The organism is Streptomyces sp. NPDC058371, from assembly GCF_042723265.1.
Taxonomy (GTDB): Bacteria; Actinomycetota; Actinomycetes; order Streptomycetales; family Streptomycetaceae; genus Streptomyces.
The window spans coordinates 705,128-727,989 of record NZ_JBHXJC010000001.1; the positions used below are offsets into that span (position 1 = coordinate 705,128).

General features: G+C 70.4%; 16 protein-coding genes and 1 pseudogene. 10 read left to right on the top strand and 7 right to left on the bottom strand.

Going from position 1 to position 22,862, the window contains the following annotated elements:
- Window positions 1-111 precede the first annotated feature (111 nt).
- On the bottom strand, window positions 112-1,125 hold the full coding sequence (locus ACFWM2_RS03080) for a LacI family DNA-binding transcriptional regulator (RefSeq protein WP_383272360.1): 1,014 nt from the start codon (window positions 1,123-1,125) through the stop codon (window positions 112-114).
- A 158-nt stretch (window positions 1,126-1,283) separates the two neighbouring features.
- Here ACFWM2_RS03080 and ACFWM2_RS03085 point away from each other — a divergent pair, with 158 nt between their 5' ends.
- The 4 genes from ACFWM2_RS03085 (at window position 1,284) to ACFWM2_RS03100 (ending at window position 9,728) form a co-directional block, all read left to right on the top strand.
- Window positions 1,284-3,887, top strand: coding sequence for a PA14 domain-containing protein (locus ACFWM2_RS03085; protein ID WP_383272362.1), 2,604 nt, complete (start codon window positions 1,284-1,286; stop codon window positions 3,885-3,887).
- 336 nt (window positions 3,888-4,223) lie between these two features.
- On the top strand, window positions 4,224-6,563 hold the full coding sequence (locus tag ACFWM2_RS03090) for a GH92 family glycosyl hydrolase (RefSeq protein WP_383272364.1): 2,340 nt from the start codon (window positions 4,224-4,226) through the stop codon (window positions 6,561-6,563).
- Between the two features lie 145 nt (window positions 6,564-6,708).
- Entirely contained in the window at window positions 6,709-8,061 is a 1,353-nt protein-coding gene (locus ACFWM2_RS03095; protein ID WP_383274105.1) for a wax ester/triacylglycerol synthase family O-acyltransferase, read from the top strand.
- A gap of 170 nt (window positions 8,062-8,231) precedes the next feature.
- Window positions 8,232-9,728 (top strand): SDR family NAD(P)-dependent oxidoreductase, encoded by a 1,497-nt coding sequence (locus tag ACFWM2_RS03100; RefSeq protein WP_383272366.1) that lies wholly within the window; start codon window positions 8,232-8,234, stop codon window positions 9,726-9,728.
- 5 nt (window positions 9,729-9,733) lie between these two features.
- Here the strand turns inward: ACFWM2_RS03100 and ACFWM2_RS03105 are convergent.
- Both ACFWM2_RS03105 and ACFWM2_RS03110 read right to left on the bottom strand, forming a co-directional pair.
- Window positions 9,734-10,554 (bottom strand): annotated as a pseudogene (locus ACFWM2_RS03105) (SDR family oxidoreductase).
- Window positions 10,555-10,678: 124 nt separating this feature from the next.
- Window positions 10,679-11,263, bottom strand: coding sequence for a TerD family protein (locus ACFWM2_RS03110; protein WP_383272368.1), 585 nt, complete (start codon window positions 11,261-11,263; stop codon window positions 10,679-10,681).
- 250 nt (window positions 11,264-11,513) lie between these two features.
- On the opposite strand from ACFWM2_RS03110, the gene ACFWM2_RS03115 reads away from it, so the two are divergent.
- Complete coding sequence (locus tag ACFWM2_RS03115; RefSeq protein WP_383274108.1) at window positions 11,514-12,044, top strand: rhomboid family intramembrane serine protease; 531 nt, start codon at window positions 11,514-11,516, stop codon at window positions 12,042-12,044.
- A gap of 98 nt (window positions 12,045-12,142) precedes the next feature.
- Here the strand turns inward: ACFWM2_RS03115 and ACFWM2_RS03120 are convergent, their stop codons facing one another.
- Together ACFWM2_RS03120 and ACFWM2_RS03125 are read right to left on the bottom strand one after the other, a co-directional pair.
- Entirely contained in the window at window positions 12,143-12,658 is a 516-nt protein-coding gene (locus tag ACFWM2_RS03120; protein ID WP_383272370.1) for a hypothetical protein, read from the bottom strand.
- 95 nt (window positions 12,659-12,753) lie between these two features.
- Window positions 12,754-13,941, bottom strand: coding sequence for a permease (locus tag ACFWM2_RS03125; RefSeq protein WP_383272372.1), 1,188 nt, complete (start codon window positions 13,939-13,941; stop codon window positions 12,754-12,756).
- 500 nt (window positions 13,942-14,441) lie between these two features.
- On the opposite strand from ACFWM2_RS03125, the gene ACFWM2_RS03130 reads away from it, so the two are divergent.
- Together ACFWM2_RS03130 and ACFWM2_RS03135 are read left to right on the top strand one after the other, a co-directional pair.
- Window positions 14,442-14,618 (top strand): hypothetical protein, encoded by a 177-nt coding sequence (locus ACFWM2_RS03130; protein ID WP_383272374.1) that lies wholly within the window; start codon window positions 14,442-14,444, stop codon window positions 14,616-14,618.
- A gap of 91 nt (window positions 14,619-14,709) precedes the next feature.
- Window positions 14,710-15,192 (top strand): GNAT family N-acetyltransferase, encoded by a 483-nt coding sequence (locus tag ACFWM2_RS03135; RefSeq protein WP_383272376.1) that lies wholly within the window; start codon window positions 14,710-14,712, stop codon window positions 15,190-15,192.
- Between the two features lie 38 nt (window positions 15,193-15,230).
- Here the strand turns inward: ACFWM2_RS03135 and ACFWM2_RS03140 are convergent, their stop codons facing one another.
- Entirely contained in the window at window positions 15,231-16,736 is a 1,506-nt protein-coding gene (locus ACFWM2_RS03140) for an amidase (RefSeq protein ID WP_383272378.1), read from the bottom strand.
- Window positions 16,737-17,218: 482 nt separating this feature from the next.
- On the opposite strand from ACFWM2_RS03140, the gene ACFWM2_RS03145 reads away from it, so the two are divergent.
- Together ACFWM2_RS03145 and ACFWM2_RS03150 are read left to right on the top strand one after the other, a co-directional pair.
- Window positions 17,219-19,600 carry an alpha-L-fucosidase gene (locus ACFWM2_RS03145; protein ID WP_383272380.1) on the top strand — a complete coding sequence of 794 codons (2,382 nt, stop codon included), beginning with the start codon at window positions 17,219-17,221 and terminating at the stop codon, window positions 19,598-19,600.
- A 163-nt stretch (window positions 19,601-19,763) separates the two neighbouring features.
- Window positions 19,764-20,210 (top strand): SRPBCC family protein, encoded by a 447-nt coding sequence (locus ACFWM2_RS03150; protein ID WP_383272382.1) that lies wholly within the window; start codon window positions 19,764-19,766, stop codon window positions 20,208-20,210.
- Window positions 20,211-20,289: 79 nt separating this feature from the next.
- Here ACFWM2_RS03150 and ACFWM2_RS03155 read toward each other — a convergent pair whose 3' ends face one another.
- Complete coding sequence (locus ACFWM2_RS03155) at window positions 20,290-21,333, bottom strand: LacI family DNA-binding transcriptional regulator (RefSeq protein WP_383272384.1); 1,044 nt, start codon at window positions 21,331-21,333, stop codon at window positions 20,290-20,292.
- Window positions 21,334-21,573: 240 nt separating this feature from the next.
- Between ACFWM2_RS03155 and ACFWM2_RS03160 the strand changes: the two genes are divergently transcribed.
- Entirely contained in the window at window positions 21,574-22,857 is a 1,284-nt protein-coding gene (locus tag ACFWM2_RS03160; protein WP_383272386.1) for an ABC transporter substrate-binding protein, read from the top strand.
- Window positions 22,858-22,862 lie beyond the last annotated feature (5 nt).

Below are 22,862 nucleotides of genomic sequence, written 5' to 3' on the forward strand. Positions count from 1 at the left end.
GGAGCGCTCCCGGGGATGATCGGCTCTTGCGGTCAGCTCGGTGTGCACGGCGTTCAGGGGAGGTTTTTACATCGTTGGAAGGGTGCTGTAAACCCTTCCGTCCGAATCCCGTCAGCGTCGGCCCAGAGTGCTCTCCCGCTCGATCAGCCGGAATTCCGCGGTGAGTTCACGTCCGCCGGGCTCCGCACGGCCCGAGAGGGTGCGCAGCAGCGAGGCCACCGCCATCCGCGCGATGGCCTGCTTGTCCGGCGAGACCGTGGTCAGCGTGACCGCCCCGAAACGCCCCTCCTCGATGTCGTCGAACCCGGCCACCGCCACGTCCCACGGCACCCGCAGCCCCCGCTCGTGCAGTACGCGCATCGCACCGATCGCGACCAGGTCGTTGTACGCGAAGACCGCGTCCGGGCGTACCCCGGAGTCCAGCAGCCGGGCCATCGCCCGTGCGCCCTCCGCACGGTCCCAGCCGCCGACCGGCACCACCAGGCTGTCGGGCGCGGGCACCCCCGCCGCCGTCAACTCCTCCCGCCAGCCTGCGAGTCGCAGATGCGCGGGCCGGTTGGCCGAGTCGGTGCGGGCCCCCAGATAGGCGATCCTGGTACGGCCGCGGCTCAGCAGATGGCGCACCGCGGTCCGTGCCGCCGCCACGTTGTCGATCGCGATGTGGTCGTAGGGCAGGTCGTACTCGCGCTCGCCGAGCAGCACCAGAGGCACGTCGTCCGTGCGGCCGCGCAGGTCCTCGGACTCCAGCTCCAGCGGACTGAGGATCAGCCCGTCGATCACATTGGCCCGGAAACCCTGGCTGACCAGCACCTCCTGCTCACGGTCGCCACGCGTGTGGTCGAGCAGCACGGTGAACTCGTGCTCCGCGGCCGCGTCGACGACGGCCCCGGCCAGCTCCGCGAAGTACGGGTTGCCCAGCTCCGGCACGGCGAGGGCGATGATGCCCGTACGTCCCTTGCGCAGGTGACGGGCCGTCATGTTCGGTCGGTAGCCCAGCTCGTCGATGGCTTCCTGGACTCTGGCCCGCATGCCCGGGGTGACGTGCGGATAGTTGTTCACGACGTTCGAGACGGTCTTGATCGAGACGCCGGCATGCTCGGCGACGTCCTTCAGGCTGACCCGCAAGGGATCTCCCTTTCATCGATGTGCGCCTCTTCCACGAGGGCGTTTGTCATGACCCTGGACAGCGGCCGGGAGCCGTGCTCTCATGCCAACTGCCGTTCCTTCCAACGTTGTACAGACTGAAGCAACGAGCCGCCACCCTTCCTCAGCCAAGGAGGATCGTGAGCATCAGACGACTCAGAACCCGCATGGCGCTCCTGCTCGCAGCGGTGCTCGGCATGGCGGGACTCGCCGCCGTACCCACCGCGACCGCGGCCGACGACCCTGTCGAGGTCCACGGCCTGAAGGGCGAGTACTACACCCAGTCCGCACCCGGAGCCTTCGACTTCCACGAGCTCAAGGCCACCGGATTCGACCCCCGCCTCGACTTCGACAATCTGGAGCCGCGACTGGACTTCGCCACCGGACGGTCGGACGACGTCAGCGTCCGCTGGACCGGCAGGATCGTGCCGGAGAAGACCGGCCTCCACACCTTCTCGATCACCGGCGACAACGGCTTCCGGCTGTGGGTCGACGGCAAGCCGGCCATCGACCACTGGGTCGACGACTGGGACCGGGAGCAGACCTCGCAGCCGGTCGAGCTGACCGCCGGGCACGCCTACGACCTCAAGGTCGAGTACTTCGAGCACTTCGGCGGCTCCAACCTCCATCTGCGCTGGACCCCGCCCGGCGGCAGCAAGGCGGCCGTCCCGCAGTCCGCGTTCCGGCTGCCCGACGGATACGTCTACGACGGTGCCGTCGCGACCACCGTCACCGCGGACGGCCGTACGCTCCGTCTCGACTTCGCGCAGGACCTGACCGCACCCCCGGCCGGGTTCACTGACCACGCCGATACCGTGATCGGCGGCGCCAAGTGGCCTTTGGAATCCGCCAAGTTGGACCCGGCCGACCCGAAGTCCCTGCTCATCGGCCTCAAGGAACCGGTCGTCGGCAACAGGACCGGCACCGCCCGGGGCACCGCCGACCTGCGCTACGACGGCAAGGGCGGGCTCTCCGGCTCGAACGGCAACGTTGTCAGCGCGTTCTGGAGCAGCGGCCCGAACCACTCCACGTACGAACTGCGCACCCAGTGGGCGGACGACGTCGGACCGGGCAATGCCCACCCCGAGTACCCGCGGCCCCAGCTGACCCGCGACTCCTGGCAGAACCTCAACGGATCCTGGCAGTTCGCCGCGGCCGCGGCCGGCGAGCGGCCCCCGGTCGGCAGGAACCTCGCGGAGAAGATCCTCGTTCCGTACCCCGTGGAGTCCCAGCTCTCCGGCATCGAGCGGCACGAGGACCGCATGTGGTACCGCCGCACCTTCACCGTCCCCCGCGACTGGAAGGTCGGTTCCGGCAAACGGCTCCAGCTCAACTTCGGCGCCGTCGACTGGCAGTCCGAGGTGTACGTCAACGGCACCAGGGTCGCCGAACACAAGGGCGGCTACGACAAGTTCAGCGCCGACATCACCGATGCGCTGAAGCCGGGCCGCACCCAGGAACTGATCGTGGGGGTGTACGACCCGACCGACGCGCAGGGCGGCGAGAACCCGCCGGTCGGCAAGCAGCGCCTGGACCCCAGCGGCATCTGGTACACGCCGTCGTCCGGTATCTGGCAGACGGTCTGGATGGAGCCGGTGGCGGCCGACCACGTCGACTCGCTCAAGCTCACGCCCCACGTCGAGCACGGTCAACTGGCCATTGAAACCAAGGGTGTTCGCGCCGGAGTGACCGTCAAGGCAACGGCGTACCAGGGGAAGCGCAAGGTCGGCACGGTGACCGGACGGACCGGCACCCCGCTGACCCTCAAGGTCCCCGACGCCCGCCTGTGGTCGCCCGACGACCCGTTCCTCTACGACCTCGACGTGAGCGTGGGGCGCGACCGCGTCAAGAGCTACTTCGGGATGCGGTCCATCGCCGTCGAGAAGGTGAACGGCACTCCGCGCACCGTCCTCAACGGGAAGCCCGTCTTCATGATGGCCACGCTCGACCAGGGCTTCTGGCCGGACGGACTGCACACCGCGCCGACCGACCAGGCCCTCGCGTACGACCTGAAGATGCACAAGCAGATGGGCTTCAACGCCGTCCGCAAGCACATCAAGGTCGAACCCGACCGCTGGTTCTACTGGGCGGACAAACTGGGTCTGATGGTCTGGCAGGACATGCCCGCGATGACCGCCGGGGTGAACCCGGACGCCGCGTCCCGCGCCGAGTACGAGCGCGAGATGAAGCAGATGATCGACGAGCACATCAGCAGCCCGTCGATCGTGATGTGGGTGACCTTCAACGAGGGCTGGGGCCAGTACGACGAGGCCCGCATCGCCGACCAGGCCAAGTCCTGGGATCCCACGCGGCTGGTCAACAGCATGTCGGGCCTCAACCTGGGAGCCGACGGCGGCACCGGCGACATCATGGACGAGCACGGCTATCCGAGCCCGGCGCTGCCACCCCACCCCGACGGGAAACGGGCCCTGGTCAGCGGCGAGTACGGCGGCCTCGGCCTCGCGGTGCCGGGCCATGCCTGGTCGGTGCAGCAGTCGTACGTGGACGTCGACCCGTCGGCATACACGGACGACTACCTGGCCCGTCTCGCCGAGGTGCACCAGCTCGCCTGCAAGGGCGGCAACGGCGCCGTCTACACCCAGATCTCGGATGTGGAGGGCGAGCTGAACGGGCTGCTGACCTATGACCGGAAGGTGGTCAAGCCCGACGTGGGGCGGCTGAAGGCGGCCCACGACGCGCTGATCCAGGACGCTTCGCAGCCGACGCCGGCGGGTTGTCCCTGACGGCGGGGCGCGCCCGGTGAGAGCCTCCCCGCTGCTCCGCGTGCGCCTCGCCCCGGCCCGCTGACGGTTCGCAGGTTCGGTCCGCCCGCCGCCTCGGCGGAGGGCGGACCGAACCGCGGCGCTCCGTCGAGGCGGCGCGCGGGCGGACCCGGGGCAGGGGATCCAGGACCCCGGAGCCGTCGGGCGCGGCGTCGCGTCGGGGGAGGGCCGCGGTTCGCCTGAATGCCGAATTCCCCGTCCGGCCGCGACCCTTGACGAGTACATCCGCACGACGAAGAATGAGCGCGCTGTGCGCTTTGACAACGTTGTCCAAGCCTTGAGGAGGCGGTCCCGCCCATGAGATGGACCCAACGGCTACGCGGTGCGGGGACGGTGGTCGCGGCGGCCGCGCTCCTCGGGGGCGCTCTCGCGGCTCCGGCGGCTCAGGCGGCCGCCCCGCGCGCCGGTCAACTCGCCGATCTGGTCAACCCGTTCATCGGGACGGAGAACGAGGGCAACACCTATCCCGGCGCCGCCGTGCCCTTCGGCATGGTGCAGTTCTCGCCGGATACCGGCCACAACACCGGCTACGACTACTCCCAGAACCACATCCGCGGCTTCTCCCTCGTCCATCTGTCGGGCGTGGGCTGCGGTCTGGGCGGTGATCTGCCGGTGCTGCCCACGACCGGGGACGTCAGCCAGACGGACTACGCGAAATACCAGGCCGAGTTCAGCCACGACGACGAGAGCGCGAGCCCCGGCTCCTACCAGGTCGGCCTGAAGACCGGCATCGAGGCCGAGCTGACCGCCTCGGAGCGCACCGGCGTGCAGCGCTACACCTTCCCGGCCACGGACAGGGCCAACGTCCTGCTCAACGCGGGCCAGTCGCTGCACAGGACGGTCTCCACCAAGGTGGAGATCCTCGACAGCCGCACGGTGCGCACCGCCATCACCGGCAGCGGCTTCTGCCAGGCCACGAAGCCGTACACCGTGTACACGATCACCCGGTTCGACCGGCCGTTCACCACCTCCGGCACCTGGAGCGGCGACACCGTCACCCCGGGCTCCAAGGAATCGGCGGGCACCGGTCGCAACGGCGCCTTCGTCCGCTTCGACACGAGGAAGGACCGGACGGTCGAGGCGACCACCGCCCTGTCGTACGTCGACGCCGGCGGCGCCGCGGCCAACCTCCGCTCCGAGGGCGGACGTTCCTTCGACACCGTCCGCCGTGCGGCGCAGCGTTCCTGGGAGGACCGCCTCGGCGACGTACGCGCCCGGGGCGGCAGCGACACCCTCCGCCGCACCTTCTACTCGTCCCTGTACCGATCCTTCCTGGCGCCCAACATCGGCAGTGACGCCGACGGCCGCTACACCGGCTGGGACCAGAGGATCCACCGCGCCGAGGGCTTCACGTACTACCAGAACTGGTCGCTGTGGGACACCTACCGCACCCAGTCCCAGCTCCTCTCCCTCCTCGCGCCGCACGAGGCGCGGGACATGGCGATCTCCGTCGTGAAAATCGACGAGGAGAGCGGCTGGCTGCCCAAATGGGGCTACGGCACGGCCGAGACGAACATCATGACCGGCGATCCGGTCACCCCCTTCCTCACCAACGCCTACCAGCAGGGCCTGCTGAAGGGCTATGAGGAGCGGGCCTACCGCGCACTGAAGAAGAACGCCGACGGGATGCCGCCGGCGGACTCGCCCGCAGTGGGCCGCGAGGCCAACCGGGAGTACATCGCGAACGGCTTCGCGCCCTACATCAAGGGCCGTCCGCACACGAAGCCCGGTGACTCCGACTACGACCACGGCCCCTCCGCGACCCTGGAGTACGCCCTGTCGGACGCGATGCTCGCCGAGATGGCGCGGGACCTGGGTCACGAGGCGGACGCCGCGCGCTATGCCGACCGGGCGCAGAACTACCGCGAGATCTTCGACCCCTCGACCGGCTTCTTCCGGGCCCGGGACGCGTCCGGCGCCTTCGCCGGCCCCGAGGACCCGGCCAAGAGCGAGGGCTTCCACGAGGGCACGTCCTGGCAGTACCAGTGGCTGGTGCCGCAGGACCTGCCGGGCATGGTCGACCTGATCGGCGGCAAGCAGGCGGCCAACGACCGGCTCGACTCGTTCTTCGCGTACGAGCAGCTGCTGAAGGACCCGGCGAAGACGGCCCGCGACGTGTGGGTCAACGGTCCGTACGACTACTACAACGCGGACAAGTACAACCCGCAGAACGAGCCCGACCTGATCGCCCCGTACACCTACCTCTCGACCGGACAGCCCTGGAAGACGACCGACGTGGTGCACGCCGCGCTGACCCTCTTCACGGACGCCCCGACCGGCATGACCGGCAACGACGACCTGGGCACCATGTCGGCCTGGAACGTCCTGTCGTCGATCGGGATCTTCCCGGTGCAGCCCGGCTATGACACCTGGGGCCTGTCCACGCCCGTCTTCGACCGGGTCGATCTCACCCTCGACCGCCGCTACTACCCGCGCGGCGGGCTGACCATCACGGCACCGGGCACCTCGGACACCGCCCGGTACATCCAGTCGGCCCGCACGGACGGTGCCGCGTACGACCGGACGTATCTGACGACCGAGTCGCTGCGGGGGCTGCGCTCGCTCGCCTTCACGGTCGGCGGCGAGCCGTCCGGGTGGGGTACGGCGGCCGACGCGGCGCCCCCCGCGTTGAACTGACCTCAGGCGGCTCTTGAGTTCCGCCCCTCCCCGAGGTGCGGGACTTAATCTGCTGTTAACTGAGCGTAGCTTGATCGTACTTGACCGTAATCGCCTCTCAGGGATTGACTGCTTGTTCACCCGTCGTCGACGCGAGAGCAAGCCTTTGACCTCCGACCTGCTCGCACCACTCGACCTGGCGTTCTGGAACATCGAGTCCGCCCAGCACCCCATGCACCTCGGCGCCCTCGGGGTCTTCACGGCTCATTCGCCCACCGCGGGTGCCCACGCGGCCGACCTGCTCGCCGCTCGCGCCGCCGCGGTGCCGGGGCTTCGCATGCGGATCCGCGACGTGTGGCAGCCGCCGAGGCTCCCGCTCACCTCGCCCGCCTTCCCCCTCTCCTTCGGCGGCGCGGCCCGCGAGCCCGCCCCCGACTTCGACCCGCTCGACCACGTACGGCTGCATGCCCCGGCCACGGACTTCCACACGGACGCGGGGCGCCTCATGGAGCGCCCGCTGGAGCGCGACAAGCCCCCGTGGGAGGCCCATGTGCTGCCGGGCGAGGACGGCGTCTCCTTCGCCATCCTCTTCAAGTTCCACCACGCCCTGGCCGACGGGCTGCGGGCCCTGATGCTCGCCGCGGAGCTCATGGACCCGATGGACATGCCGGCGCCCCGGCCGCGCCCGGCGGAGCCCCCGCGGGGCCTCTTCCCGGACGTTCGCAAGCTGCCGGGCCTGGTCCGCGGCACCCTCTCCGACCTGGGCCGGGCCCTCGACATCGGCGCCTCCGTCGCCCGCGCCACCTGGGGCGTACGGTCCTCGGCCGCGCTCACCTCCGAGGCCACCGGCACCCGCCGCACCGCCGGCGTCGCCATCGAACTCGACGAGGTGCACCGCATCCGCAAGTCCGTGGGCGGCACCGTCAACGACGTCCTGATCGCCGTCGTCGCGGGCGCCCTGCGCCGCTGGCTCGACGAGCGCGGCGACGGCAGCGAAGGAGTCGCGCCCCGCGCCCTGATCCCGGTCTCCAGGCGCCGTCCGCGCACCGCGCATCCGCAGGGCAACCGGCTCTCCGGCTATCTCATACGGCTCCCGGTCGACGACCCCGACCCGCTCGCCCGGCTGCGTACCGTGCGGACGGCCATGGACCGCAACAAGGACGCGGGGCCGAACCGCGGAGCGGGCGCCGTCGCCCTGCTCGCCGACCATGTGCCGGCCCTCGGGCACCGGCTCGGCGGACCCGTCGTCGGACAGGCGGCCCGGCTCCTCTACGACATCCTCGTCACCAGCGTGCCGCTGCCCAGCCTCGGGCTGAAGCTCGGCGGCTGCCCGCTCACCGAGGTCTATCCGTTCGCCCCGCTGGCCCACGGGCAGTCCCTCGCCGTCGCCGTCTCCACGTTCCGCGGCCGTGTCCACTACGGGCTCGTCGCCGACGCGGAGGCCGTGCCGGACCTGGACGTACTGGCGCGTGCGCTGTCCGAGGAGGTCGAGACGCTGCTCGCCGCCTGCACGGTCTGACCGACGGGATCCGGGCCGCCGGGCGGCATGCGCCGGGGGCCCGGGACCGGCCGTCCACCGCTCCATGATCATCGCCGGTTTGGTGCCTTTGCCCTGCGCTCCGTAAAATTCCGCCTTCGAGAGCGAGCGCGGTTCGAGCGCGGCGCTGAACCCGAGGAACGGCAACGGCCATGACGGTGACAGACGACAGCCAGGCGACCTCCGCCGTGGACCCGGCAGGGGTGGCGGACGCCGCGTACGGCCCCGGCATCGACCCGGAGCGGATGGCCGTCTGCCTGAGCGTGCTCGACGAGCTCGACAAGCTGGACGTCGACCACCCGGACGCCGTCGCCGTGCGCCGCGCCACCGCGGGCGTCTACCGCACGGTCAAGCAGCGCCGCCGCCAGGATCGCCGGGCCGCCAAGACCGCCCACGACAAGGCGGTCACCGAGTCCACGGCCACCGGCTCCGCCCAGCGCATCGACGACGAGACGGAGGGCATCCTGCCCTCGTCGGTGACGGAACAGGGCGAGATCGCGGGGATACTCCAGCGCCCGCGCTCCTGCTACATCTGCAAGGCGCGGTACGTCGAGGTCGACTACTTCTACCACCAGCTCTGCCAGAACTGCGCCGCCGAGAACCGCTCCCGCCGCGACGCCCGCGCCGACCTCACCGGCAAGCGTGCGCTGCTCACCGGCGGCCGCGCCAAGATCGGCATGTACATCGCGCTCAGGCTGCTCCGCGACGGCGCGCACACCACCATCACCACACGCTTCCCGAACGACGCCATCCGCCGCTTCAAGGCCATGCCCGACAGCGACGAGTGGATCGGCCGGCTGAAGATCGTCGGCATCGACCTGCGCGACCCCGCCCAGGTCGTCGCCCTCGCCGAATCCGTGGCCGCCGAGGGCCCGCTCGACATCCTGATCAACAACGCGGCCCAGACCGTACGCCGCTCCCCGGGCGCCTACAGCGAGCTGCTCGCCGCCGAGTCCGGCCCCCTGCCCACCGGTGAGCTGCCGCCCGCCGAGGTGATCGGCACCTTCGGTTCGGGCGCCGTGGCCGCGCTCCCGGTCGCCGGGGGCGGTGCACTGACCGCGAAGGAGGTCACCGACCTCGCGCTGGTGTCCGGCTCGGCGTCCCTGGAGCGGATCGCGGCCGGCACGGCCATCGACGCGGGCGGGCTCGTGCCCGACCTGCACGACACCAACAGCTGGATCCAGTCGGTCGAGGAGGTCACGCCGGTCGAGCTCCTGGAGGTCCAGCTCTGCAACTCCACCGCGCCGTTCATCCTCATCAGCCGGCTGCGGGCGGCGATGGCGGCCGCGCAGGCCAAGCGCACGTACATCGTGAACGTCTCCGCGATGGAGGGTGTCTTCAACCGCGGCTACAAGGGCGCGGGCCACCCGCACACCAACATGGCCAAGGCGGCCCTGAACATGCTCACGCGCACCAGCGCCCAGGAGATGTTCGAGAAGGACGGCATCCTGATGACGGCCGTCGACACCGGCTGGATCACCGACGAGCGCCCGCACCCCGACAAGATGCGCCTCGCCGACGCGGGCTTCCACGCCCCGCTCGACCTCGTCGACGGCGCGGCCCGCGTGTACGACCCGATCGTCCGCGGCGAGCAGGGCGAGGAACTGTTCGGCGTCTTCATGAAGGACTACGCGCCCGGCAAGTGGTGACGCCGTCAGCGGGGGCCCGGTGCGCGGTTCCGCAGCCGGTCATGGACGGCGTACGCCGCTGAGGGGCTCGCCCCCGCGGTGTGCGCCGCCCGTACGCGCGTACCGCCGTCCACCAGCAGATCGGCGCCGGTGACCCACTCCGCCGCGTCCGAGGCCAGCCACACCACGGCCCGGGCGATGTCCGCCGGCTCGCCGATGCGCCCGAGCGGCAGTCCGGCGGCGACCTCGTCCTCGCCGTCCTCCCAGACGAAGCGGGCCATCTCCGTGCGCACGAGCCCGGGGGAGACGGAGTTGACCCGCACCTTGGGGGCCAGCTCTCCGGCGAGCTGTTGGGTCAGGTGCAGCAGCGCCGCCTTGCTCGTGCCGTACGCCCCCACCCGGGGGCCGACATGCCCGGCCCCTCCGTGCAGACGTTGACGACCGCGCCGCCGTGCTCGCCCATCCACGCCCGCCAGGCGTACTGCACCAGACGCAGCGGCGCCTCGACGTTCACCGCGAACGCCTCGCGCCAGCGCTCCGGGTCGGCGTCCATGAGCGGCCCGTACGGCTGGTTGGTCGCCGCGTTGTTCACCACCACGTCGATGCGCCCGAACTCGCGCATCGCCAGCTCGGTCAACTCCCGCAGATGGGCGGGGTCGGCGACCGTGCCCGGCAGACCCACAGCGCCGATTTCCTCGACCGTGCGCCGCAGCCCGTCCGGGTCCCGTGCCGTGACGCAGACCCGGGCCCCAGCCCGCACCAGCTGCTCGGCCACCGCCCGCCCGATCCCGCGCGAGCCCCCGGTGACCAGGGCGGTCCTGTCCTCAAGGCCGTACGGCGACGTCATCCGCGTACGGTCTCATGACGGACCGTCAGTCACCAGGGGCGGCTCGGGGCCGGTTCCCGGAGGCGGAGCCGGCGGGCCGACGCCGAGGGGTGCGCCGCGGCGGGACGTCAGCCCGGGGCACTTCCTACTTGCTCACCGCGAAGCGCATCAGGGCCTGCTCGTCCCCCTGCTTGATCTTCCCCGTCGTGTTGATCACCTCGAGCTTCCAGCTCGACCCGGCCCGGATCGCCTTGGCCACCGCGCATCCGTTGTCGCTGCTGAGCAGGCTGGGCCAGATGTCGGCGACCTGCTGGGTGGTGCCGCCGGTGGCGTCGTACACCTTGAAGCTGATGTTCCGCGCCTTCTGGAAGGAGCTGCCCTTCTTGTACGCGGACGCGACGAAGACGATCGCCGTGATGTTCGGCGGGACCCGGCTGAACTCGACGGTCACCGTCTCGTCGTCACCGTCCCCGCGTCCGGTCTGGTTGTCGCCGCTGTGCACCAACGCGCCGTTGCCCAGCGGGTCCAGGGAATCGAGGCCGGCGAGCCGCACGGGGTCCGCGCCCTGCATCGCGATGGCGATCAGGTCAAGATCGGTGCCGGACTTCCGGCGGATCTTCCCGATCACTCCGCCACTGCTGCCGGCGGTCGGGTCCCAGGACACCCCGATGGACAGGTGGGTCACCCCGTCCAGATCCGCCGGGCCGTCTTCCTTCTTGAGCGTGATCATGCGTGATCCTCATGGTGGTGGGACTACAACGCATGAAGTCTGCCTGGAGACGTCTTGTCCTGACACACCAGGTCCAGGAATAGGCGTCTGCCGACCGATTCGGACGACCGACGGGAACCGGGCCGCGCCCTCACGGCGTTGAACACCACACGAGGGCACACAGGGGGGTCCCATGGCGTACGAGCCCTACAGCACGACTCTTCCCGCGGCGGCGTCACGCCGTGAGCGGGTCAAGGGCGCGGCTGTTCTGATGGCGGGCTGGGTCGCCCTGCTCTGGGTGCTGGAGGCCGTCGACGCGGCGAGCGGTCATGCGCTGGACACCTTCGGAATCACCCCGCGTGAGGCGGGCGAGCTGCGCGACATCGTGCCGGCCGCCTTCGTGCACTTCGGCTTCGCCCATCTCGCGGCGAACAGCGTGCCGCTGCTGGTCCTCGGCTTCCTCGCCGCCCTGTCGGGCGCACGCCGCTTCCTCGCCGTCGTCACCGTGATCGTCCTCACCAGCGGCCTCGGCGTGTGGTTCACCGCTCCCGCCCACTCCACGACGGCGGGCGCGTCCGGCGTCGTCTTCGGTCTCTTCGGCTATCTGCTGATCCGCGGATTCGTGGACCGCCGCGTCGGTGACGTGCTCGTCGGTCTCCTCGTCGGCGCGGTCTACGGCTCGATCCTGTGGGGAGTGCTGCCGACGGCCGAAGGGGTCAGCTGGCAGGGGCATCTCTTCGGACTGATCGGCGGGGTGGCCGCGGCCTTCGTGTTCCGACGGCCCCGCGTTGCGGGGAGATAGCCGGCTCGCCGTGGGAGCGGCGGACCACCCCGCCACCGCGTGCACGCAGAGCGGTCCCGCGCTCCCTCATCAGCTGGATGCCGTCCAGTGGCGGAGCGTCAATCGGCCGCCCGCATGCGTGAGTTCTGCGCCGCCACCAGCTCCAGGACCGTGCGCCAGTCCTCCAGGACGCCGGCGTCCAGCCCGGCGACCCGGCTCGCGTCGTCCGCCTGGCGCAGGCTGAGGACGTCGTCGGGGCAGGAGTCGTCCGCGAATGGATCCTCCGGGCACGCACCCGCGTGCGCAGGCACGAGGCGGACGAGCCGGGCGACGCGTTCGCCGAGCAGTGGCCGCACGGCGTCCGCGGCCAGGTCCGCGTGGCCCGCGCGGTCGCCGGGCCGCAGCAGCTGCCCAAGGGGGTGCACCAGCCCTGCCACCTGGAGTTCCTTGTCACTGGGATGACTTCGGCGCAGCAGCGCGGCCGTCTGCAGCGCGTGCTGGTGCAGATCGACCGGCGCGCCGACGTGGGTCCCCTCGCCGGGGCGGATCCGGGAGCGGGGGCGAGCGGGGGTGGCCCCGGCACCCCGGCAGGCGTGCAGCAGATCCATCAGCTCCTCGACGCTGCGCAGCTCCATGCGTCGGTCCTCCCGCGAGAAAAGCCGTTGCCGGCCGTCAGCAGAACATGACCGGCTTGCGAATCGGCCAACGCGACCTGAACTGCGGTTCCTGGTCAGTGCCGCCCGTGCCCGTGCCCGTCGTGTCCGTGCTCATCGTGATCGTCCGTCGCCTCCGGGGAGCCGCCCATCATCCGCAGCATGGCCGGGCCGCCCGTGCGCAGGAACCGCACGACCAGAGCCGCCGCGAGCAGCAGGAACACGATGTTGAGCCAGGTCGTGTAGTTCCAGGTGACGCCCTGCGTGGGGATCTTCGCGTCGCCCTGGTCGGGGATGAGGCCGAGTCCACCGAAGAGGAACTCCACGACGTACCCCGCGAGCACCATGGCCGCGTAGAACGTCACCAGCAGGAAGCCGGTCATCGGCAGTCCGTAGTACTTCCGGTAGATGTTCAGGATGGGCAGGATCAGCAGATCGGCGAAGACGAACGCGACCGCGCCGCCGAAGCTGATGCCGCCCTTCCAGAGCACGACGGCCAGCGGCACGTTCCCGATGGAGCACACGAACGAGGCGATCGCCACCAGCGGCCCGACGAGCGGGCCGATCACCTTCGCGGCGAGCGGATGCCCGTCCAGGAAGAACGAACGCCAGAACGCGTCGGGCACCCAGGCCGCGATGGCCCCGGCGATCAGCAGGCCGATCACGAGATCGCGCAGGATGGCCGCCCACTCCATCACGAAGACGTGGGCCACCGAGGTGAAGCCGTCACGTGAGAACAGCCGCCGTGCGAACGACCCTTCTCCCTGGATCGACATGTCCATCGCGGCATGCCCCTCCATCGACCCGGCGATCCCGCGCTCCGCCCGCTCCCGGGCGGCACGCAGCAGGCCCTCCCGCAGGAAGATCCGGAAGAGCACCGCCAGGACCACGATCATGACCGGGCCGCCGACGAACTCGGCCACGGTGAACTGCCAGCCCATCAACAGGGTCAGAATCACGCCGAGTTCGACCACCAGATTGGTCGAGGCGATCTCGAAGGCCATCGCCGCCGTGAAGTTCGCGCCCTTGCGGAACAGCGAGCGCGCGAGGGCCACGGCAGCGTACGAACAGGACGAGGAGGCCGCGCCGAGGCCGGCGGCGACCGCGAGTGTCCGGGGCCGGTCGTCGCCCAGCAGCCGTACGACCGTCGACCTGCGCACCACCGCCTGCACGATCGCGGACAGCCCGAACCCGAGGATCAGTGCCCAGGTGATCTCCCAGGTCATCGACCCGGTGATGGACAGAGCGTGCAGGATGGCGTGCATCGGCTGAGTCTCTCCCGCCAGGTCCATCGGCCGGCTGGAACCGCCGGTTCGTCGTGGTGGTGCGGGCCGCCCCGGCCGGCGGCCGGAGTGCGGTGCGCCCCGCGGTCTTCATCTCTTCCGCGTTTTCCGGGTGTCCCGCACTCTCTTCCAGCCATTGAGCCGAATGGGTGGCGATGAAGTAGGGCACAGTCCCTCAAATTGCGTTATACCGGGGCCGGATGGACGCTGAATGACTCGAGACAGTTACCTCGAGTTTTCAGCCCCATCGAGCGGACGTCCGCTCATTTGGTTACTCTGTATCGGACGGACAGCCAGACTGGGTTCCACCCACACCCACGGTCCGTCCCGGGACTTGCCGATCACCACGGCCTGCTCTCATACGAGTTACCGGCGCCACCGCGTCCGAACTGCTTCGACTCAGACCCGAGCGGGCGTCAGGCGCACAGCAGCAGACTGGGCCAGTACGTCCCGAGGGTGACCCGACACATAAGGAGTGCGCGGTGACACCGGAGAAGACGAGTAGCGATCAACGCTCCAAGGAACGCATGGAGCGCGCAGGCCGGGGGCCCGACAAGAAGCTCGGCAGCCTGGACGTGTGGTCCAGGTCCGCCCCGATCCGGCTGGCGGGTTACGAGGACGACCTCGCCGAGCCGCACATCCTGCCCAGCGTGGACTGACCTTCGGGTCTCCGGAACTCCGGGCCTCCGGATCTCTGGAAACGGAACCCATCGCGACAGCTGACGGCATGGGCGTGCCAGACTCGCGCCCATGCTGATCAGAGAAGCCGCGGCCGAGGACTGGCCGCGGATCTGGCCTTTCTGGCACCGCATCGTCGCTGCCGCCGAGACCTACGCCTGGGACCCCGGCACCGCCGAGGAGACCGCCCGCGCCCTGTGGATGGGCCCGGGCAAGAGGGTGTACGTCGCCGAGGACGACACCGGAGCCGTCGTCGGCTCGGCCTACGTCACCCCCAACTACGGTGGTCCCGCCGCCCGGATCGCCAACGCCGGCTTCATGGTCGATCCCGACCGTTCCGGACACGGCATCGGCCGCGCGCTCGCCGAACACCTCCTCGCCACCGCGAAAGCCGACGGCTACCGCGGCATGGTGTTCAACGCCGTCGTGGAGACCAACCCCGCGGTCGGGCTGTGGACTTCGCTCGGCTTCACGATCCTCGGCACGGTGCCGGACGCGTACGAACACCCGCGGCACGGGCGCGTGGGCCTGCACATCATGTACAAGGCGCTGTAGCCGCGAGGGCGCGCTGATCCCTCCGGTCGGGACGGGCCCTAGTCCAGCGGTGCCGTGCGCCGCCAGGGGCGCAGCTTCTCCAACTGCTCCGCCACTTCGAGGAGAACCAGCTCCGAACCCGGCCGCCCCACGAGTTGTACGGCGCAGGGGGCACCCGACGGCAGCGTGCCGAACGGGACGGACAGGGCGGGCCAGCCGGTGAGATTCCAGGTCGGCGTCAGCGGCGAACAGGCGGTGTTGACCAGCAGGTTGCGCAGCCAGCCCCGCTCGTGCCACGGCGCCGCGGCCGGCCCCCGCCGGGCGAGCGCCGGAGTGAGCAGCACGTCGTGCTCCGCGAAGAACGGTTCCATCCTGCGGCGCAGCTGCTCACGGCGACCGCCGCCGCGTACACCGCGCAGGAAGCGGCGCCCCACGGCCGCGTGGACGCGGGTGCGCCGGGTGAGCAGTCCCCGGTCGAGCTCCTCGGCGTCCACGGCCGTGCCAGCCGTCCAGTGGGCGAGTGACGTCGTGCTGAGCCACCACGGGTACGGGGGCTCGGCCGAGCTGATCCGGTGCCCCGCCTCCGCCAGCAGCTCGGCGGCCTCGCGGGCCGCGGTCGTATACGGACGGGTGACGCGCACACCGAGGAGGGGGCTGCGCAGGGAGAGCGCGATGGAGTGGGTGACGGGTCCGTATGCCGGTACGGCGCCGGCATCTGCGGCGCTTACCGCGACGTGCTCGGCGTCGGCATCCGCGGTGCTCACCTCGGCGTCGGCGTCGGCCGTGTGCTCGGCGTCGGCGTCGACATCCGCGGCGCCTACTGCGGCGTGCTCGGTGTCGGCCTTGGCCGTGTGCTCCCCGGCGGCCTCGGCGCCGGTGGCGGAGAGGACCGCGAACATCAGGCGGGCGTCCTCGACGGTGGTCGCGAGCGGTCCGTTCTCCGACATGCCGAACCAGTCGCCGTGGCCGATTCCGGCCGGGACCGTGCCGTGGCCCGGCTTCAGCCCGACCAGACCGCAGTGGGCGGCCGGGATGCGCAGTGAGCCCATGCCGTCGTTGCCGAGGGCGATCGGCACCATCCCGGCCGCGACCGCGGCGGCGCTGCCGCCCGACGAACCGCCGGCCGTGCGCGAGGTGTCCCACGGGTTGCGGGCGATGCCGTGCACCCCGTCCGTGGTCCCGAAGACGCAGAGTTCGGGCACGTTCGTCAGGCCCACCACCACGGCGCCCGCCGCGCGCAGCCGGGCCACGGTGACGTGGTCGTGCTCGGCCGGTGTCCCGGAAGTCGCCGCCGAGCCGTTGCGGGTGGACTCGCCGCGGACGGCCAGGTTGTCCTTGACGGCCACGGGCACGCCGGCCAGGGGGAGTCCGGAGAGATCCCTGGTGGCCAGCTCGTCGGCCTCCGCGAGGGCCGCCTCGGTGCGCAGCGTGCGGAACGCGCCGACCTGGGCGTCGAGGCGCTCGATGCGGGCGAGGTGCTCCGCCACCACCTCGCGGGGCGTGGCCCGCTTCTCGCGTACGGCGGCGGCTATCTCGACGGCGGTCCGGCCGACCCAGCTGGTCACGGGCGCTCCCTGTCGTGTGGTGATGCGTGGACGTGCTCGCAGTGCTCGTACTACTCGTGAGTAGTACGAGGAGCACTGTGCCCGGGAACGGGGGCCGCGTCGAGAGCTGCCGGGCTCGGACCTTGCGGTCCGTCCCGACCGACCTCCCTTCGGCGTCCCGACCCGTCGTCTCTCCGGTCTCCCTGCGGACGGACGAACCCGTCGTCTCTCCGGCCTCCCCTTCGGCGTCCGAACCTGTCGCCTCGGCCGGCCTCCGCTCCGGCGTCAGAAACCGTCACCGGCCCGCCGCCTCGCCCGCCGCCCCGGGCCCGTCCCCTTGGACATCCGGGACCCTCCCGTCGGACTTTCCCGCGGGCGCGGAAGGGTCTCGGCGCAGGACCGGGGGTCATCCGACCACTCGCTCAACTTCCTTCTCTGCGCGCCCCATTGACAGGATTTCAAGGCGGCTCGATCATCAAACATCCGATGAATTGGAGCCGCTCATGAGTACGTATCCAAGACGTCAGGTCCTGGGGGCTGCCGCGGGAGCCGCTGTCGCCGCGACTGTTCCCCCGGCCGCCTCCGCATCCGCCGCGACAGCCGACCCGGCGTCGGCCGAGAGCCTGCCCGTGACCCCGGCCGACGCCCGGATCAAGGGCCAGTGGGTCCCCGTGCCCGACCCGATACCCGTGCCCCTGGACGCCCACCTCGACAACGACGGCATCGACACCGCGGCAGCGCACGGCGGGAGCTTCGACGGCTCGGGCTACACGTTCCCGGGCGAGGAACTCCCCGCCGGCCGTATGGAGGTCAACGGAATCCCGTTCCTCTTCCCGTCGTCGGCCGCGGGCGCGAAGAACAACGTGGTCGCCCTCGGTCAGCGCATCGATCTCCCCAAGGGCCGGTATCTGTCGGCCCTGTTCCTCACCGCCGGCAGTTATGGCGACGCCTCCGGCAAGGCCACCGTGCACTACGCGGACGGTTCGGCCACCACGGCCGGGCTCGGCGGTTCCGACTGGTACGCGACGGGCGGCACGCTGTCCGCCCCCTACCGCTACCGTCCGGACGGCAGCAAGGACGAACACGCCGTCGGCATCGGGACGGCGGAGATCTGGATCGACCCGCAGCGCGAGGCGGTCGCCCTGACCCTGCCGGTCACCAACCCCGCCGAGGAGAACCGGACCGCCCTGCACGTCTTCGCGCTCTCGCTCCAACCGGCAGCCCAGGGAAGGGCGTTGGCCCTGCGGGACGCGCACTCCACCTTCTCGCTGCTGGAGTCGAGCGGGGCCCAGAGCGTGGAGGCCACCGTCATCAACGCGGGCACGGTCGCGGTCCTCGCCGGTGACCATGTGTCGGTCGGGGTCGAGGTGCCCGGCGCGCGAACCGTCGAGGCAGCCCGGGTGACCCGCCTCGACCCCGGCGAGCAGGCCCGCGTCCGCATCGGCATCCGCAACCGGGCCGGTACGGCACCCGGCACCGCGCAGAACGGCAAGGTGGTCGTCAGCGGCCGCGGGCAGCAAGTCGCGTCGAGCAGCCGCAAGTTGACCCTCGGCACCGCCGACTACCACCCCACCGACGAGTCGCTCGCGGGCCACCAGGCGCCGTACTGGTTCCATCGCGCGAAGTTCGGCATCTTCATCCACTGGGGCCTCTACTCGGTGCCGGCCTGGTCCCCGGTCGGCAAGCAGTACGCCGAGTGGTACTGGAACCACATGCAGAGCCCGGACAACGCGGTGTACGCGTACCACCGGGAGAAGTACGGCGAGGACTTCGCGTACGACGACTTCATCCCGATGTTCACGGCGAAGCGGTTCGACCCGCGGTCGTGGGTGGAGCTCTTCCGGGACGCCGGTGCCCAGTACCACGTGCTGACCTCGAAACACCACGAGGGCTTCGCGCTGTGGGACACCAAGGTCGCCGACCGGAACTCGGTGAAGATGGGCCCGAAGCGGGACCTGATCCGCGAACTCTTCGACGCCTCCAAGCGGTTCACCCCGGAGCTGCACCGCGGCCTGTACTTCTCCATGCCCGAGTGGTTCAACCCCGACAACCCCTGGATGGGCCACGCCCCGCGCAATCCGTACACCCTGGATCCGGTCCCGTACACCGGATACACCGCGGGCAAGGACTATGTGAAGGACTATCAGGCCCAGCAGATGCTGGAGCTGATCCACGGCTACGACCCCTCCGTGCTGTGGTGCGACATCGGCGGGGCCAACGACAGCCGCACCGTCCTGGCCGAGTACTTCAACCACGGCAAGAACCGGCCGAAGCCGTACGAGGTGGCCGTCAACAACCGTGCCGGCATCGACTTCCACGACTTCACGACGCCCGAGTACACGACGTACGACAACACGGTCGTGGCGAAGTGGGAGGCCAGCCGCGGGCTCGACCCGTTCAGCTACGGATACAACCAGGCGACGCCCGACGCCGCGTACATGACGACGGAGGAGGTCGTGCACAGCCTGGTCGACATCGTCTCCAAGAACGGCAACTTCCTGCTCGACATCGGACCGCGGGCCGACGGCACCATCCCGGAGATCATGCAGACCCGGCTGCGGGAGACGGGCCGCTGGCTCAAGGTCAACGGCGAGGCGATCTACGACACCACGTACTGGTCGCGGATGGCGCAGCTCGGCGAGGACCTGCGGTTCACGGTCAGGCAGGACAAGGCCTTCTACGTCCATTCGCTGACCGCGCCGGGCGCCAAGCTGACCGTCGAGGCGCCGGTGCCGATCCGTGGCGGCGACGAGGTCACGATGCTCGGCCACGGGCGTCCGCTGACCTGGAGGATCAGCAACGGTTCCCTGGTGATCGACGTACCGGAGGCGGCCCGCAGGGCCGGCAAGCATGTCTGGGTGTTCAAGGTGGAGTGGCATGGCTGACCCCGCGTCTCCCTGACGCGGGCGGCCCGGCCCCGTCAGCGCCCGGCCCCGGATCGGGGCACCCCGTGCGACCTGCACGGGCGGGGCCGGGCCCGTAGGCTGGGAGCGCTGGGCGGACTCGGGCGCTCAGCCGGAGCTCCAGCGACGCAGCACAGGAGGAACCGTGGCCGGTCAGTTCGAGGCGAGGACCGAGATCAACCGCCCTGTCGAGGAGGTCTTCGCCTACCTCGCGGCGGGCACGAACGACCCCGAGTTCAGCCCCAGGGTCCAGAAGATCACCAAGACGCCGGAAGGCCCGACGGCCGTCGGCACGGTGTTCACGAGCACGGTCAAGGACGCCGGTATGAAGACCGGCCGGACCTTCCGGATCACCGAGTTCGAGCCTCCCCACCTGATCCGCTGGACCGAGGTCTCGAAGAACCTCGTGACGGCGGACCAGGGCGGCTACGACCTCGAAGCGACCGGTCCGGGCACGACCCGGGTCAGGATCTTCAACGTCCTCGAAGGCCATGGCGTCGGCAAGCTCCTGGTCGGCCTCGCCCTGGGCGCGGCACGCAAGGACGCCGACGGGTTCGGGCAGCGGATCAAGGCGGCGGTCGAGGCGTCCTGAGGGCCGGACCGCCGCGTGGCGGTGACGCGGGGCGCGGTCAGAGCGGTGGGCGCCGGTTACGCCGTCCACCGCCCCCGCGTCACGTCCCCCGGGGCCCCGTGCTGTCCCGCTCGATCAGCCGCGGCACCGGGACCTGCACCGTGCGCGCCGGACCGCCGTCGAGCAGCGCGGTCAACTCCCGCGCGGCCGTCCGGCCGAACTCCACGGTGTCGCGGGAGAGCGCGGACAGCCACGGCTTCACCATCCGGCACAGGGCGGAGTCCTCCCAGGCCACCACCGACACATCGCCCGGCACGGAGAAGCCCAGCTCCGTCGCGGCGGCGACCCCGGCGACGGCCATCACGTCGTTGTCGTAGACCAGCGCGGTCGGCGGTGCGGCGCTCTCCAGGACGCGTCGTGTGACGGCCGCGCCCTCGGCGTCCGAGTAGTCCGTGGTCACCGAGCGCACCTCGGCCAGGCCGCGCCGCTCGGCCTCGGCGCGCAGGGTGCGGATGCGGCGCTCGGTGTGGGCGAGCCCCGGCAGGCCCGCGATGTGCACGATCCGGCGGTGGCCGAGCGCGTGGAGTCCGCCCACGACGGAGGCCATCGCGCCGGCGTCGTCCGCCCAGACGATGGACAGCCCGGGATGGCCGGCGTCCGGCACACCCCCGATGACGACGGCGGGCAGCCCCAGTTCGTCGAGGAGGTCCGGCCGGGGATCGTCGGTCCGCGGATCGACGACCAGCACCCCGTCCACGCGGTGCTCGGCCCACCACCGCCGGTAGACCGCGCACTCGGCGTCCACGTCCTCGACCACCTGGAAGAGCAGGCCGAGATGACGCTCCGCCAGCACCTCCTGGATGCCCGAGATCAGCTGGAGGAAGAACGAGTCCACACCCAGTGTGTCGGCGGGGCGCGCCACCACCAGACCGACCGTGGCCGCCCCTTCGCCGGACAGCTGGCGAGCCGCGGCGCTGGGCCGCCAGCCGAGCTGCTCGGCGACCCGGCGGACCCGGTCGCGGGTGACCTCGGAGACCCCCGGCCGGTCGTTGAGCGCGAAGGAGACCGCGCTCTCGGAGACCCCGGCGCGCTGCGCGATGTCCTTCATCGTCGGCCGGCGGGCGGGCGACCGCTTGGCTGGCAACCTGGCTCCAAGTTCTGCTGGGACGGCGAACTAATGCGCTTGAGCTGAGGCAATCTAAAGCGCATTAGTCACTGATTGCAAGAGGTCCGGCAGACTCCACTGACCTGCGCTGTTATGAGGGCTGAGGGCAGCTAATGAATTTAGCTGCCCCAAATCCATTGACTTCCCCCGCGAGTTGGATGCAAGGTCTGCCCCGGCACCAATCGCCAACCCGTGCAAAGGAGCCCGGTCACCGTGCGCATGCCTCGCAGAGCACTCGCCGCCGCCGCCGTCGCTGTCGTCCTGCCGCTGAGCGCCTGCGGCTCCGGCGACGACAGCAGCGGTTCGACGGACGCCTCCGGCAAGATCGAAGGCAACATCACGTTCCAGACCTGGAACCTGAGGGCCAACTTCAAGTCGTACTTCGAGGGCGTGATCGCCGACTTCGAGAAGAAGTACCCCGACACGAAGGTGAAGTGGGTCGACCAGCCCGCCGAGGGCTACGCCGACAAGATCAGTGCGGACGCGGCCGGCGGGACCCTGCCCGACGTCGTGAACGTCTCGCCCGACCTGGTCGCCCCGCTGGCCAAGGCGGGCCTCGCGCTCGACCTCGACAAGTCTGCCGCGAAGTACAAGAAGGAGTACCTGGACGGCGCCTGGGCCAGCCACCGGATACCGGGCATGACCGGGACGTACGCCTTCCCCTGGTACCTCAACACGGGCCCGCTGTTCTACAACAAGAGCCTGTTCAAGGACGCCGGGCTCGACCCGGAGAAGCCCCCGACGACGTACGACGAACTCTTCGCCGACGCCCTGGAGCTGGCGAAGAAGAGCGACGGCAAGGTCGCCACCCTCGCCAACGTGCCCACGGTCGAGGACTTCGGCCGCTACGGCGTCCAGCTGATGAACAAGGAAGGCACCGCCTTCGCGTTCAACGACGCCAAGGGCATCGAACTCCTCACCAAGTACAAGGAGTTGTACGACGCGAAGGCGCTCGACTCGCAGGCGCTGACCGCGACCCCGGAGTCCGCCGGCAAGAAGTTCCTCACCGGAGCCGTCGCCATGAACCCCGGCAGTGCCCTGGACCTCGGCAACTTCAAGAAGCAGGCGCCGAACCTGTACAAGAACATCGGCATCACGGACCAGATCACCAGCACCGGCAAGGTCAACATGTACGTCATGGGCGTGATGGTGAACTCGCGCACCAAGCACACGCCGGCCGCGGCCGCCTTCGCCCACTACGTCACCGACGCCCAGAACCAGATGTCCTTCGCCAAGAAGGTCGCGATCTTCCCGAGCACCGCCAACTCACTGGACGACCCGTACTTCACCAAGGAGGACGGGACCGACGAGACGCGCGTGCGCATCGCCGCCGCCAAGTCCCTCAAGAACGCGGTGAATTACACGCCGGTCCTCTTCAGCGAGCAGATGAAGACCGCGCTGCGCAACGAGGTGGCCAAGGCGCTCCAGGGCAAGGAAAGCCCCAAGGCGGCACTCGACAAAGCTGTCGAGGCGTGCAACACGCTGCTCAAGCAGCAGGGCTGAACCGA